This is a genomic window from Actinokineospora spheciospongiae (assembly GCF_003182415.1).
Taxonomy (GTDB): Bacteria; Actinomycetota; Actinomycetes; order Mycobacteriales; family Pseudonocardiaceae; genus Actinokineospora; species Actinokineospora spheciospongiae.
This window is the reverse complement of the sequence record NZ_QHCP01000007.1, coordinates 106,789-120,904: the sequence shown is the minus strand read 5'-3', so window position 1 is coordinate 120,904 and position 14,116 is coordinate 106,789. Positions and strand designations below refer to the sequence as shown.

The following is a 14,116-nucleotide window of genomic DNA, read 5'->3' as shown; positions in this document are numbered from 1 at the left end:
GGCCGGGTCGGGCCTGCTCGCGCGGTGGGGCGCGTGCGCGCCCGGTGTGGTGGTCGCCGTCCGCCACGCCGGGCGGTCTACGCGGTGGCCAGTTGGTGCTCGGGGCAGTCGGTCCGCAGGTCCGCCAGGGGCAGCGGCACCCGCAGCAGGTGGCAGTGGTGCGGCGCGACCGGGTCGGGGTGGGCGTCGGGGCCGAAGAAGCGGCAGGTGGTGCACGTCCTGGCGACGCTCACCACGCCTTGGCGCCGCAGGTCGGCGATCACCTGGAGCAGGCTGTGCAGCGTTGTCGCCCGGTCCGCGGCAGGCACCTTCGCCAGCGCCCCCAGCAGCGGCTCGTCCCACGGTTCCAACTGCCGCGCCACTTCCTGCCCGCCCTCGGTCAGGGTGAGCAGCCGCCTGCGCCCGTCGGGGCCCGGTGAACGCGCCACGAAACCCTTGCGCTCCAACGCGCTGACCGCGTCGGACATCGTCGGGGTGGTGACGTCGAACTCGGCGGCCAGCGCGCTCACCTCCCGGCGGACCGTCGGCTGCCTGGACAGCGCGAGCACCGCCTGCTGCTGCAACGGGGAGAGCCCGAGGCCCCGGGCGCTGCGCTGGGAGAGGGCGCGCAGGCCGTGCCCGAGCCGTTCGACCGCGTCGGCCAGCCTGCGGTCCAGGTCGGCCGGGCCGCCGGTGCCGGTCACGTGCTCGGTCATGCCACCGCCTTGAGCGTAGGACCCCCCAGCGCTCGATGATAGACGCCTGCGCGGGCGGGCGGCTGTCTCGGGCCGCCCGCCCACCTCGGGTCAGCCCGCCTTGCGCAGGGCGACCTTCGGGAAGTCGAGCGGCACCGACAGGGCGACGTTGACGTAGTTCGTGAACAGGTTGAGCGCGACGTGCGCCACCAGTTCCACGATCTCCCCGTCGTCGAAACCGGCCGCGCGCAGCGCTTCCACGTCGGAGTCGGTCACCTGGGCCCGGTCCCGCACCAGCTTGGCCGCGAAGCCGAGCGCGGCGTCGGTGCGCGGGTCGTGCGAGTGCCCGGCCTGGGCGCGGTCCATGTCCTCCGCGGAGACGCCCGCCTTGCGCCCGAGGGCGGTGTGGGCGGCCAGGCAGTACTCGCAACTGTTGCGGTCGGCGACGAGGACGGCGATCTGCTCGCCGAGCGCGGCGCCCAGCCGCCCGCCGCCGAGCGCGCCGAAACCGGCCCACATCATCTGCAGCGCGGCGGGCGAGTTCGCGACGGCCTTGAACATCGCGGGCGTCGCGCCGAAGGCGGCGGTGATGTCGTCCAGCAGGGGCTTGGCCGGACCGGTGGCGGTCTGGGGGTCGATCAGTTCGACTCGGGACATCTCGTGGTGCTCCTTGGCATCGGGGTGGAGAGGACGGGTCGGCCGACGTCGGGAAGTGTGCCACAAAGTTGTTAGGACTCCTACCTACACTGTGACGCAGCACTCACCACGGCACTCCACGGCGTGGGCTCGTGGAGCGGCCACCACCCGGCTCAGCGGTTGGCGGACCGCGACCCCGGAATGCGGCAGTTAACGGTTAACGGGCGCGCTCGGGGGAGAAGTCGCGTTAACGTCAGGTTCCCTGCGGATGCGAAGGAGGACTCGGTGCGCGCCGCCCCGCCCGCGTCGGTCGCCCCGGGAGGCACGTGGTTCGACGCGGTGACCGAGCCGGGTCGGATGCCCCACGTTCCCGGCGCGGTCACGCACCCGTCCGCTGCCCACCCCACCGTGGGAACGTGGACGTCGCAGGCCGGCACCGGTGTCCTGGACCCCTGACCGATCGTGGTCCGGCGGGCCGGGACAGGTGCCCGGCTTCCCGCGCGGGGTCGCGCACACCACCATTGCGCCCGTGATCATCGATGAGCCCGCCGACCCGGCGCGGATGGCACCCGGGAGCCCGTTGTGACAGCCGAGGCGGACCTGCGCACCCTGCTCGACAGCGGCCCGTTCCCCGTCGCCCTGCGCGCGGCCATCACCACCCGCGGCCTGGGGCTGGGGCGGTTGCAGGAACGGCTGCGGCTGCGCGGGGTGCGGATCAGCCGCGCCACCCTGAGCTACTGGCAGTCGGGCCGCAGCCGCCCGGAGCGGCGGGATTCGCTCATCGCGTTGCGGCACCTGGAGGCTGTGCTGGAGGTCCCCGACGGTTCGCTCACCGCGTTGCTCGGCCCACCCCGGCCGCGCGGGCGCTGGGGGTACAGCGCGAGCGGGCTGCCCGCGATCGGCGCCTTCTGGCCGGAACCGACGGCGGTGGCCCACGCCCTCGGCCGGGTCGACACCACCTGGGACGAGCGGCTCACCCGCCTCAGCCAGCACGACCGCGTGCACATAGGACCGGAGGGGGGTGAGTTGTCCACCGTGTCGCGGCAGGTGCTGCGCGCGGAGGCGGACGGGCCGGACCGCTGGGTGGTGATCGTGCACATCGACCAGCCCGGCCACCCGGTGCCCCGGGTCCGGCCACTGCGCAACTGCACGCTCGGCGAGGTGGCCGAGGACCCCGACGGCGGCCTGGTGGTGGCCGAGCTGCTGTTCCACCGGAGGCTGACCCGCGACGACACCGTGATCATCGAGCACGAGGTGGCGCACGTTCCGCCGGGCCCGGTGGACGGCAACTACGAGCGCAAGTTCCGCCTCCCGGTGCGCGAGTACGTGCTGGAGGTGTGCTTCGACCCCGGCCGCCTGCCCGCCCGCTGCGAGCAGTACACCCGCGGTGACGACGACGTCGAGGAGAGCAGGCCGGTCGCACCGGAACCGGGCGGATCTGTGCACGGGGTGGCGTTGAACTTCGGACCGGGCTGCTACGGCTTCCGGTGGTCCCCGCCGGTCGACAGGTGACGCCATCGCGCGCAACGGCCCCCGGAAACCCGCCGCCCGGTGGGTGACGGCCCGCGGTTCCGCCCACCACCGGGTTGCGGGTCGTGACCTCAGCCCGGCATCGCCGCACCGCGGTAGACGCGGTCGAGCAGGGCGTGCAGCCCGGTGTCGTAGCGGGCCAGTTCGGCCCGGGTGTCGACGTCGTTGTGCACCCCATCGCCGCCCCTCGGGCCTTCCCGGTTGAGGTCGAAGTAGCTCTGGACGCCCTCGGCCCAGTACTCGGAGCTGTTGCTGCCCGCGTAGGTGTTGTTCCACAGCCCCGCCGACCGCGCCCGGTCGTAGGCCGCCCGGAGGTCGCGGGCGAAGGCGGGGTCGATGTGCCGCAGTGCCATGTCGGCGACGGTGTGGCCGAACTCGTGGACGTAGCAGTTCTCCGCGCCCTGGTCGTCCACCAGGTTGGCCTCGGTGCCCACGGAGATCGGCAGCGAGTCCGTCGCCCCCATCCCCGCCCAGTAGCGGGCGTCCAGCGAGGTCCCGTACGCCGCGCGGACCTCGGGGATGGAACTCATCTTCTCGCCGCGGGCGGTGAGCACGACCCGGACGTTGCGCCGGTCGAGTTCGTTGACCGGGTGGTAGGGGAAGGTCCGCACCAGGGCCGTCAACTGGCGTGCCGCTTTCAGCAGGGTGGAGTCGGCGATCGCCGCCGAGCCCAGCACGGCGATGGACCGGCCGGTGGTGGCGTCCACCGGACCCCGCACGTACTTCGCGTACCACCGGGTGTCCAAGTGGTACCGGTCGACGACGTCCCGGGGGACTGGCTGCTGGACCGCGGCCCGCGTCGTGCTCCCGGGCACGTCCTGGGAAGCGGAGACCTCCTGCGGGGCCGCCGACACGGCGGCGGTGACTGTTGCGAGTACCAGCAGAGCCGCTGTCGCGCTCATCCTCATCTGCGCTCTCCTTCGTCCGGTCTGGGATTGTCGGCTCGGCAGCCGCTCGTGCGCAATGGGCGGGCAATTCTTTCGGCCGATCGGTGGTTGATAGGCCGGGCCCGCGCCCGGTTCGTCTTGTGGAATGAGCGGAACCGGGTATTGGGAAATGGTGCTTTTGTTACATTCCAACAGGTTGTCGGACAAGCCTTTCGGTGACGGCGAGGTGCCTGGTGCGCCCGGTCGAACAATTTGACAGCATGGATGCCCTTTCGAGTTAACGGTTAAACGGCGCGCATTCTCGTGGTGGCGGCTTATCGTCGGCTGCCCGCAATCACGGAGGAGGACTGATGCGCAGCATCGCAGTTGCCGCACTGGTGGCGCTGGTGACCGTCAGTGTCCATAGTGGAGTCGCATCGGCGGCGCCCGAGGCGGTCGACCCGGCGGTGTCCGCCCTGGCCGAAGGGCTCGGGATCAGCCAGGACGCCGCCCGGGAACGCCTCCGGCAGCAGGACCGGGCGCACGAGGTGCTGGCCGCGCTGCCCCCGGCGGTCGACCCGGCGGGCACCTGGTTCGACGAGGGGAGCGGGTCGCTCACCGTGGCGGTGACCGACCAGACAGCCGCGGCAGCGGCCCGGGCACACGGTGCCAGGGCGGTTCTTGTGCCCCGCAGCGCAGGCGCGCTGGCGGAACTGCGCAACCGGGTCCGCGCCCTGGCCACCCCGGACGTCGCGTTCAACACGATCGGGATCGACCAGCGGGCCAACGAGGTGCTGGTCACCGTGAACCGCACGCGGATGACCGCGGCCACCCGGCAGTTCGTCGCCGCCGTGTCCTCGATCTCCGGTGTGCGGGTGGAGCAGTCCGACACCGGACCGCGGCAGCAGGCGGGGGAGGTGCGGCCGGGCGATCCGTGGTGGCCGCAGGGCGAGGGCGCCTGCTCGGTCGGGTTCGCCGCCACCGACGCGAGTGGGGGCAAGCACTTCCTGACCGCCGGGCACTGCACGAACAACGCGAACCAACCCGCGTACGGCCAGAGCGGCAACCAGAACCGCCTCGGCACCTCGAACGTCGGCGGGTCGCGCAGCGTCAACGGGCGCGAGGGCGACATGGGCGTCGTCGCGGTGACCGAGCCCGGGTGGACCCTGTCGGCCTCGGTCAACACCTGGGGTTCCGCGGCGGTGACCGTGACCGGCGCGGCGGAGGCGATCGTCGGCGACAGCGTCTGCCACTCCGGCAACGGCTCGAAGTGGCGGTGCGGGACGGTCACCTACGTCAACGAGACGGTCGACTACGGCGGCGGCACCGTCGTCGACGGCCTGACCTTCACCACCGCGTGCTCGCTGGGCGGGGACTCCGGGGGCGCCTGGCTGCGCGGGAACAAGGCCGTCGGCCTGCACTCCGGCGGGCCCGCCCAGTGCGTGCCGAACCCCGCCAAGGACGAGCAGTCGGTCTTCCAGCCGGTGAGCGAAGCCCTGCGCAAGTGGAACCTGACCCTGTTCACCGGTGGCGGTGGCGGCGGTGACACCCAGCCCCCGTCCACCCCGGCCGGCCTGCGCTCCACCGCCCAGACCGCCACCTCGTTGTCGCTGGCCTGGAACGCCGCCACCGACAACGTCGGCGTCACCGGCTACGACGTCTACCTCGGCGCGACCCTGGCCGCCTCCACCGCCACCACCTCCGCCACCGTCTCCGGTCTGACACCCGACACCGCCTACTCGGTGACGGTCCGGGCCAGGGACGCCGCGGGCAACACCTCCCCGCCCGGTGCCGCCCTGGCCGTCCGCACCAAGCCCGGCAGCGGCGGCGGGCGCACGTTCGGCAACGACACCGACCAGCCCATCGCCGACCAGCGCACCGCCGCCAGCCGGATCTCCTCCACGGCGACCGGCGCGGCGGCCAACCCGGTCCGGGTGTCCGTCACCGCCCGCCACACCTGCCAGGAGGACCTGCGACTGCGGGTCGTCAGCCCGGCGGGCTGGTGGTACCAGCTCAAGAATTCCGGTGGCTCCGCCTGCACCCCGTTCCCGGGCACCGCCACCCACTCGTTCAGCCCGTTCGCCGAGCAGGCCTCGGGCACGTGGACCCTGGAGGTCACCGACACCCGCACCGGCAACACCGGTGTCCTCGACTCCTGGTCGATCACGGTCTGATCGACCAGGTGTGCCGGGAGCCCGACCCGGCACGCGGCCCCTCCCCACCTCACCCCTCTCCACCTCGGTGGGGAGGGGCCGCACGACACCGCACAACTCCACCCGGCGAAGTCCCGCTGGAACGCGGGAGGGGATTGTCGCGGGTGGAGTGCGGTGGCACTGTGGGCCGGTGGAGACGGATTCGTTCGACCGGGTGTTGCGGGCAGCGATCGCGCGCAGCGGGTTGGGCCTCGAACGGATCAGGTGCCACCTCGCCCAACGCGGGTGCCGGGTCAGCATCGCCACGCTGAGCCAGTGGCAGTCCGGCAAGCGGCGACCGGAGCGCCAGGAGTCGTTGCGGGCGCTGGTCGTCCTGGAGGACGTCCTGTCGATCCCGGCGGGCACGCTGACCGGAGTCGTGGGACCGCCGAGATTGCGCGGGCCGCAACGGCAGCGGCGGGTGTCGCCGGAAGCGGTGTGGCCGGGGGAGCCCCAGGTGCCGCCGCTGCTGGGGGAGGTCGACGACGAGGACGAGTTCCTGATGCGGCTGAGCCACCACGACGTCCTGCGGTTGGGTGCGGACGGGGCTGAGGTGTCCCTGGCCGTGCGCCTGGTGCTGCGGGCCGCGCGGTCCGGGGTGTCGCGGTTGCCGGTCGTGTCCGTGCTCGACGAGCCGCACCCGACGGGGCAGTGGGTGCGGCCGGTGCGGCACTGCTCGGTCGGGGAGGTGGCGTACCTGCCGGAGTTCGGGTCCATGGTGGCCTCGCTGAGGCTGGACCGGGAGCTGGCGCGGGGCGACGTGGTCATGGTCGAGTACGAGATCGTCTACCCGCCGGGCGCGCCCAGGAGCGTTCGCACGGAACGCAAGCTGCGGTTCCCGGTCCGCGAGTACTTCGTCGAGGTCGAGTTCCACCCGCGTGCCGTGCCCGACCGGTGCCACTGGCTGGTGGCGGACGGGGGGAGGGCGGCCCGGGGCGGTGGGTTGCGCCTGGACGGGACCACCGCCCAGTTCGCGGTGTCCGGTGCCGACCCCGGCATCTACGCGGTGCGCTGGGACTGGTGAGGGCACCCGTGCGCCACGGGTGCCCCCACGCCGGTCAGCCCTGGATGGTGGTCTGAATCCACTGCCGGTAGGTGTACACGTTCACGTGCCCGGAGGTCCCGGCGGAGGTGTTGCCGTAGGAGTGCACGCCGATCAGGCGGCCGTTCTGGAACACCGGGCCCCCGGAGTCGCCGGGGCCGGTGTAGCCGTTGCCCTGGGTGGCGTCGATGAAACTGCTGCTCCTGCCGGTGATGCGCATGGTGGCGACCTTGAGGTAGCGGGAGTCGCGGGCGGACTCGGTGCGCCCGAACCCGTACACCTGCTCGCTGCTGCCGACCGCGGGCGCGGTGGTGGTCAGGGCCGCGTAGGTCGTGCTCACCGGGCTGTTGATCTGGTACAGGATGAGGTCGGCCGACGGGTGCGACACCGAGCGCACGGCGGTGCGGGACTGACCGGCGTTGCGGTCGGTGCTGCCGATGAGGAACCGGTTGGCGCTGTTGGCGCAGTGCTTGGCGGTGATCACCCAGCGGGCGGCGACGATCGAGCCGGAGCAGTTCTGCGCCCCGTTGACCATGATCGCGACGGCCCACGGGCCGGTCTGGGCGTAGCCGCCGCCGATGATCGCGGGTTGGGCCGGAGCCGCGGCCGCGGGAACCGCGGCTCCGGTCAACGCGGCCAGGCCGAGCAGGGCCACGGCGATTTTCTTGACGAGCACGGATTCTCCTGGGAGTCAGGGGGAAACGCAGGGTGTGACTCGGGAAATCGACGCCCGGGACGGGCGTGCCGCCGACTGTAGGCACGTGTTGATGAATCACTCAAGAGTGTGAATCGGCAGTGCGTCACCCGCTGTGGCGCTGACCAGCGCACACCGTGGTGAAACCGTGAAAAGTAAAAGGATCGCGCCACTGCCGGGCACACCGTTCTGCGCCGTGGGATCGACGATCGGTCGCCCTGTGCTGTTGGTGATGAAATGCCGGTCCACTTGGTCGTCCGGATGTGCGATGTTTGCCCGCGGGGTCGGTGGTCATATATGAATGACGCCCCTGCCAGCGGAAAGTGAGTCCTTCATGGACAAGCAGCGTTTTCGGCGTCGCGCGGTGCTCGCGCTGGGTGCGGCCCTGATGCTGAGCGGCGCGGTGGTGGTGTCCACCGGGTCGGTGTCGGCGACCGAGTCGGCCCAGGCGCCCGCGGCGCCCGCGCCCGTGGCGGTGACCAAGCGGATCGCGGTGGTGCTGGTCGACTTCACCGACGACCGGATCGACTCCTCTGCCGCGTTCCGCGCGAAGGTGCGCGACATGTACTTCGGCGCGGACACGTCGCTGGCGCGCTACTACCGCGAGGCGAGCAACGGCGCCCTGGACTTCGCGCCGCTCGCCGGGCAACCGGAGGTGATCGGTCCGCTGGCCATCGGCGTGGCCGCGGGCTGCGACTCCGGTGCGATGAACAGCAAGACCAGGCAGGCCCTGTCCGCCAAGGGGATCAGCGGCTTCGACTCGCTGGCCATCTGGTTCCCCAACCGGCTCGCCAAGTGCGGCTGGGGCGGGCTCGGGCAGCAGCCGGGCCCCACCACCTGGATGCCCGACAACGCGACCGGCACGCCGCCCAGCGGGGTGGTCCACGAACTCGGCCACAACCTCGGCTTCCGCCACCTGAGCGCCAAGACCTGCACCGCGGGCACGCTGTCGGACTGCGTCGACGCGGACTACCGCGGTTCCTCGCCGATGGGCGGCGGTGGGTACCGGAGCGGCCTGTCCGCACCCGAGTTGCTCCACATGGGCTGGTTGCCCGCGGCGCAGCTCATCACCGCGCCCGCCTCCGGCACCTACACCCTCGTGCCCCTGCACGCCCCCGACTCCACCCCCGGGACCCGCGTCCTGGAGATCCCGCGTTCCGGCACCGAGCGGATCACCGTGGCCTACCGCCGCAACGGCAACACCCTCGACACCGGTGTCGGCGAGGGCGTGCAACTGCACCTGACCACCCAGGGCGCCTACCACACCTCCACCCTCGTCGACCCGTCCGCGGCCACGACCGGCAAGGACGACACCGACCTCGATGTCGGCGCCCGCGTCACCGACGCCGCCAACGGCATCACCGTCGAGACCGTCTCGGCGAGCGCCACCAGCGCCACCGTCCGGATCACCACCAAGGGCGCCCCGCCCGCCGGGCGCACCCTCCTCGGCGCGGGCGGGCGCTGCCTCGACGTCAAGGACCAGGCCACCACCAACGGCACCCGGGCCGTCCTGTGGGACTGCCACGGCGGCGCCAACCAGCGGTGGACCACCGGCACCGACGGCACCCTGCGCTCGCTGGGCAAGTGCCTCGACGTCGAAGCCGGTGGCACCGCGGACGGCACCCGCGTCATCCTCTGGGACTGCCACGGCCGCGCGAACCAGCGGTGGACCGCCGACGCCGACGGCACCCTGCGTTCGCTGGGCAAGTGCCTCGACGCCAGGACCGCCGCGAACGGCGCGCTCCTGGTCGTCACGACCTGCGCGGGCAGCGCCACCCAGAAGTGGACCACCCGCTGAGCGGACACCGGCGACCCGACCGACCACCACGGCACGAAACGCCCTCGTCGGTCGGGCGTTGGCGCACACCTGGTCGTTCACCAGCGTTCACCGGCGGTGCCTGGACGCAACCTTTGGAAAGTCTCTAGCATCGCCTTGGCACGCTCGCGGATGTGTTGTGCGGCAAGGTTTTTGTCGAACTCGCGTTCCCGTGCACCGATCAGGCTGTGCGATTCGTGGAGGTCTCGTGGACCGGCGGGCTTTTCTGGGTGCGGCAATGGCGGCGGGAGCGTTGTCGGCGCTGCCGCCGAGCCTGGTCCGGGCGCTCGCCCGGGACGCGCCGACCGGTGGGCTGGACGTGGTCGAGCACGTCGTGGTCTTCATGCAGGAGAACCGGTCGTTCGACCACTACTTCGGCAGGCTCAGGGGTGTGCGCGGGTACTCCGACCGCAACGCGATCCAGCTCGGGGTCAACGGCCGGTCGGTGTACCACCAGCCGGACGGCTCAGGCGGTCACGTGTTGCCGTACGGGACGGACAACCACCACCTGCAAGGCACGCCGCACTCCTGGAGCGACGGGCACAGCGCCTGGAACCGGGGCAGGTACGACAACTGGGTGCCCGCGAAGGGCGTGCACACCATGTGCCACTACGACCGCGCCGACCTGCCCTTCTACTACCAGCTCGCCGACGCGTTCACCATCTGCGACGCCTACCACTGCTCGGCGATCAGCTCGACCAGCCCGAACCGCAGCTTCCACGTCACCGGCATGATCGGCGACGAGCCGGACGGGACCCGCGCGATCGGCAACGCCGCCTACGCCGAGGACACCCACGCGGGGTACTCCTGGACCACCTACGCGGAGCGGCTGGAGCGGGCCGGTGTCCCGTGGCAGGTGTTCCACGAGTGGGACAACTACCAGAACAACAACCTGGAGTTCTTCCGGACGTTCAAGGCCGTGGCGCGCAAGGCGCTGGCCAGGACGACCCACCGGAGCATGGACTCCTTCTACTCGGCGGTCCGGCAGGCGGGCAGCGGGGCCACGCGGAACGAACTGCTGGCCAACCTGGACCGGGGCGTGGCCACCCTCGGCGCGGCCGAGCGCAGCCTGTTCGACCGCGCCCTGCGGCGGGTGCGCGCGGGCGGCCTCACCGCGAGCTTCCGCGACGCGGTCGCCGCCGACCGCCTCCCCGCGGTGTCGTGGCTGATCGCCCCGGAGGACCAGTGCGAACACCCCTCCTCGGACGGGCCGAGCACCGGGTCGGAACTGGTGTGGCAGGTGCTGGACGCGCTGGCGTCGAACCGGCGGGTGTGGGACAAGACGGTGTTCCTGCTCAACTACGACGAGAACGACGGCTACTTCGACCACGTGCCACCCCCCGTCCCGCCCGCGTCGGCGACCGGCGAGCACGTCGACGGCGTGCCGATCGGGCTCGGACCACGCGTCCCCATGCTGGTGGTGTCCCCGTGGAGCCGCGGCGGCAACGTGTGCTCGGAACTGTTCGACCACACCTCGGTCCTGCGGTTCCTGGAGGTCGTCACCGGCGTCCGGGAGACCAACATCAGCCCGTGGCGGCGCGACCTGTGCGGGGACCTGACCTCCGCCCTGGACACGACGACGACGGCCCCGTACCCGGGCTTCACCCGCCCCGTGCCCACCGGCGGCACCGGCCCGGCGGTGCCCTCCCCGCCGGACCCGCAGGTGGCCCCGGTCCAGGAACCGGGGACGAAGCCCGCGCGGAAACTGCCCTACCAGCCCAACGCCAACCTCAGCCAGTCGAAGTCCACCGGTCGGGTCACCTTCAGCATGACCAACAGGGGCACCCGCACCACGCACTTCACCGTCTACGCCAACGCCCACCGGACAGACGGACCCTGGCACCACGACGTGACCCCGGGCGCGACGACCACCGACCCGTTCAACGCCGGGGCCTACGGCGGCGGCAAGTACGACCTGTCCTGCCACGGCCCCAACGGCTTCGCCCGGCGCGCCAAGGGCGACCTCAACACCGCGGGTGCCGCCACCGAGGTCACCGCCGACCTCAGCACCGCGAACGGCGGCACGATCACCCTGACCTTCGCCAACGGCGGCAGCACCCCGGTCACCTTCACCGTGCACGCCAACGCCTACCGCACCGACGGCCCCTGGACCTACACCGTCGCCCCGGGCGGGACGACCGCGGACACGTGGCGCGCGGGCCAGTACGGTCGGCGGTGGTACGACATGACCGTGCGGATCAACACCGACCCCGGCTTCGAGCGCACCTTCCGCGGCCACATCGAAAACGGTCAACACGGCGTGACCGGCTGAACCGGTCAGCCCGGGGGCCAGGGCAACCCGGGCCGGCCCGCCTGCGTCCACTCCAGACGTGAGCGACCGCCCTGGTCCACGACCCCGCGCTGCCGACGAGCTTCCCCCGATCTCCGGCCCCACCTTCTCCGCCCGCTACGTCCCCGGTGCCGGGAACGCGGTCGGCGGCGACTGGCACGCCGTCTTCCCCTGCCGGGGGATCGTGTCGGTGTGGTGATCGGCGACGTGGTGGGTCACGGGTTCGACGCCGCGGTGGTCGTGGGTCCGAGCAGGTGGCGGCGGTTGCCACCCCCACGGTGAGGTCGTTGGCCTCGCCGAACGGGTGGCCGTGGTGGTCGACAGTTCCTCCCACCGGCGGGCGACCTTCACTCGTCGTCGCCACGCCACACAATTTGGCCACCCGCCGCACCCGCGCGCAGCGAGGCGGCGATCTCCCTGGCGGCCTCGGCCAGCGCCGGGAAAGCGGCCACCACGTCACCCGGCCGCGCACCCACCCGCCCAGCCGCCCACGCGCTCGCGCAGCCCGGACCGCAGAAGTCCCCCGACGGGCTCCCGCCGAGCGGGCCGCCGCACTGCCCGCACCCGATGACCGAGTCGATCGCGGAGATGATGTCAGCCACGGCGGGTCCCCTGGGGTCGCCACCGCGCCGCGGCGGTCGCGAACAGGCGCGGTGGGCGCCACAGCCCTATCCCGGTCATGCCGCCTCCGTTCCGCAGGCTGCTGGTTGTCCACTCCATCATGAGCGCCCGGAGCGGTGTCCGCCGGTCGCCACCGGTGTGGCGGTGATCGCCACAGGCCGGTGTCAGGAGGGCTGTCGGCCCCACGGCGGTGGTTTCGCGCGGGTAAGCGGCACGTGGGTGCCGGGCGGTGATGGCACCCCGTGGTGTGATCGAACTGGTCGCGCTGCCGCGCCTGCCGCGTGGCGGTGCGGACGGCCGCTGCACCGCGGAGCTGTGGCCGCCGCACCGGCCGACACCCCGGGGCGGCGGCGTGGTGGTGGGTGGGCACGATCATGGTCAGGTCGGCGGGCGCGTAGCCGATCCGGTGGGTCGCGGCGAGGACGATCGCCTCGTTGCCCGCTGGGTCGTTGGCCGTGGTGGGCACCAGGGGGTGGAGGTGCGAGTGGTGTCGGGGTCGGCCACGACTGGTCAGCCCGCCTTGGCCGGGTGGGTGCCCCCGGGGAAGAAGTCGGGGAGTTCGATCTTGTCCGCGGGGGGTGCGGCGAAGCGGTCGAGCATCGCGAGCCGTCGACCCGGGGCGCTCGCGGCGGCTTTGACCGCGGTGTGCAGGACGCGAATCCCGGTTCGGGTGCGGGGGAAGGCGAGCCGAGGGGTCCCCGGGCCGAGGTCCTGGGCGCCCTCGACGTAGGGGCGCATGCGGTGTTCGTACCGCGCGAACGCCCGGGTGTGGTCGGGGGCGGTGGCGAGTTCGGCGGCCAGGACGTAGGCGCCGACCAGGGCGAGGCTGGTGCCCATCCCGCTCAGGGGGCTGGCGCAGTGGGCGGCGTCGCCGACGAGTCCGACCCGGCCCCGGCTCCAGGTGGGCAGGCGGACCTGGCCGATGGCGTCGAAGTGGTACGGGGCGTCGTCGAGGGCGTCGAGGATGCGCGGGGTGGCCCAGCCGACGTCGGCGAAGGTCCGGCGCAGCAGTTCGGTCTGCGCGCGCTGGTCCAGGTTCTCCAGGCCGCGCAGGTTGGTCATGAACGCCAGGAGGGCGCGGGTGGTGCCGAGGTTGTCCGGGCGGGTGATCACCTGGCGCTGCCCGGGGGCGTGGAACCACCGCCAGAAGTCGTTGTCCTCGTCGGTGCGGGGGATGGTCAGGAACGCCATGTAGAGGCCGAGGTGGCGGATGTCGGCCCGCGGCATGACCAGCGACCGGGTGCGCGAGGTCAGGCCCTCGGCGACCACCACGACGTCGAAGCTGCGCCGGGGCCCCTCCCGGAAGGTCACCTCGACCCGGTCGCCGCGGTCGTCGAGGTCGGTGATCGAGTCGCCGAACAGGTACTCGGTCCCGGGCGGGGTGGCCTCGTGGATCACCCGCGACAGCTCGCCGCGCAGGATCTCCAGTTCCGCGGTGGCCCCGCCGGTCTCGGAGGTGGCGCGCGGGAACACGGCGATGCTGCGACCGCCTGCGTCGAGGAACTCGGTGCCCTGCTCGCCGGTGGCCGAGGCGAACAGGGTGTCCTCGATCCCCATCCGGCGCACGACCTCGCGCGCCGCGCCGCGCACGTCGATGTTGTGCCCGGCCTCGCGCAGGCCGTCGAAGCGCTCCACCACGGTGGTGCGCCAGCCCGCGGCCCGGAGCCAGTAGGCCAGTGCGGGGCCTGCGATGCTCGCTCCGGAGATCAGGATGCTGGGTGCGGACATACGGGTGCGTCCTCCGATGGGGAAGGG

General features: G+C 72.4%; 12 protein-coding genes. 6 read left to right on the top strand and 6 right to left on the bottom strand.

Annotation, left to right across the window (positions count from 1 at the left end):
• Positions 1–77 precede the first annotated feature (77 nt).
• Complete coding sequence (locus DFQ13_RS20005) at positions 78–695, bottom strand: MarR family winged helix-turn-helix transcriptional regulator (RefSeq protein ID WP_110080893.1); 618 nt, start codon at positions 693–695, stop codon at positions 78–80.
• A gap of 90 nt (positions 696–785) precedes the next feature.
• Positions 786–1,331 carry a carboxymuconolactone decarboxylase family protein gene (locus DFQ13_RS20000; RefSeq protein WP_035286580.1) on the bottom strand — a complete coding sequence of 182 codons (546 nt, stop codon included), beginning with the start codon at positions 1,329–1,331 and terminating at the stop codon, positions 786–788.
• 561 nt (positions 1,332–1,892) lie between these two features.
• Here DFQ13_RS20000 and DFQ13_RS19995 point away from each other — a divergent pair.
• Complete coding sequence (locus DFQ13_RS19995; protein ID WP_110080892.1) at positions 1,893–2,822, top strand: transcriptional regulator; 930 nt, start codon at positions 1,893–1,895, stop codon at positions 2,820–2,822.
• 89 nt (positions 2,823–2,911) lie between these two features.
• Here the strand turns inward: DFQ13_RS19995 and DFQ13_RS19990 are convergent, their stop codons facing one another.
• A complete protein-coding gene (locus DFQ13_RS19990; RefSeq protein WP_146241292.1) occupies positions 2,912–3,742 on the bottom strand; it encodes a hypothetical protein in 831 nt (276 codons plus the stop codon).
• Positions 3,743–4,077: 335 nt separating this feature from the next.
• On the opposite strand from DFQ13_RS19990, the gene DFQ13_RS19985 reads away from it, so the two are divergent.
• Both DFQ13_RS19985 and DFQ13_RS19980 read left to right on the top strand, forming a co-directional pair.
• The gene (locus tag DFQ13_RS19985; RefSeq protein ID WP_110080890.1) at positions 4,078–5,880 is read left to right on the top strand and encodes a proprotein convertase P-domain-containing protein; all 1,803 of its coding nucleotides are present in this window, start codon (positions 4,078–4,080) and stop codon (positions 5,878–5,880) included.
• A 169-nt stretch (positions 5,881–6,049) separates the two neighbouring features.
• On the top strand, positions 6,050–6,922 hold the full coding sequence (locus tag DFQ13_RS19980) for a transcriptional regulator (protein ID WP_110080889.1): 873 nt from the start codon (positions 6,050–6,052) through the stop codon (positions 6,920–6,922).
• Between the two features lie 34 nt (positions 6,923–6,956).
• Here the strand turns inward: DFQ13_RS19980 and DFQ13_RS19975 are convergent, their stop codons facing one another.
• Entirely contained in the window at positions 6,957–7,616 is a 660-nt protein-coding gene (locus DFQ13_RS19975) for a S1 family peptidase (RefSeq protein WP_110080888.1), read from the bottom strand.
• A gap of 352 nt (positions 7,617–7,968) precedes the next feature.
• Here DFQ13_RS19975 and DFQ13_RS19970 point away from each other — a divergent pair, with 352 nt between their 5' ends.
• The 3 genes from DFQ13_RS19970 (at position 7,969) to DFQ13_RS19960 (ending at position 11,939) form a co-directional block, all read left to right on the top strand.
• On the top strand, positions 7,969–9,432 hold the full coding sequence (locus DFQ13_RS19970) for a ricin-type beta-trefoil lectin domain protein (RefSeq protein WP_219994532.1): 1,464 nt from the start codon (positions 7,969–7,971) through the stop codon (positions 9,430–9,432).
• A 157-nt stretch (positions 9,433–9,589) separates the two neighbouring features.
• Entirely contained in the window at positions 9,590–11,722 is a 2,133-nt protein-coding gene (locus tag DFQ13_RS19965) for a phosphocholine-specific phospholipase C (protein ID WP_267897664.1), read from the top strand.
• Between the two features lie 58 nt (positions 11,723–11,780).
• A complete protein-coding gene (locus DFQ13_RS19960; protein WP_325050943.1) occupies positions 11,781–11,939 on the top strand; it encodes a hypothetical protein in 159 nt (52 codons plus the stop codon).
• A gap of 148 nt (positions 11,940–12,087) precedes the next feature.
• Here DFQ13_RS19960 and DFQ13_RS19955 read toward each other — a convergent pair whose 3' ends face one another.
• Both DFQ13_RS19955 and DFQ13_RS19950 read right to left on the bottom strand, forming a co-directional pair.
• A complete protein-coding gene (locus DFQ13_RS19955) occupies positions 12,088–12,342 on the bottom strand; it encodes a hypothetical protein (protein WP_110080886.1) in 255 nt (84 codons plus the stop codon).
• A 529-nt stretch (positions 12,343–12,871) separates the two neighbouring features.
• Positions 12,872–14,089 (bottom strand): FAD-dependent monooxygenase, encoded by a 1,218-nt coding sequence (locus DFQ13_RS19950; protein ID WP_110080885.1) that lies wholly within the window; start codon positions 14,087–14,089, stop codon positions 12,872–12,874.
• Positions 14,090–14,116 lie beyond the last annotated feature (27 nt).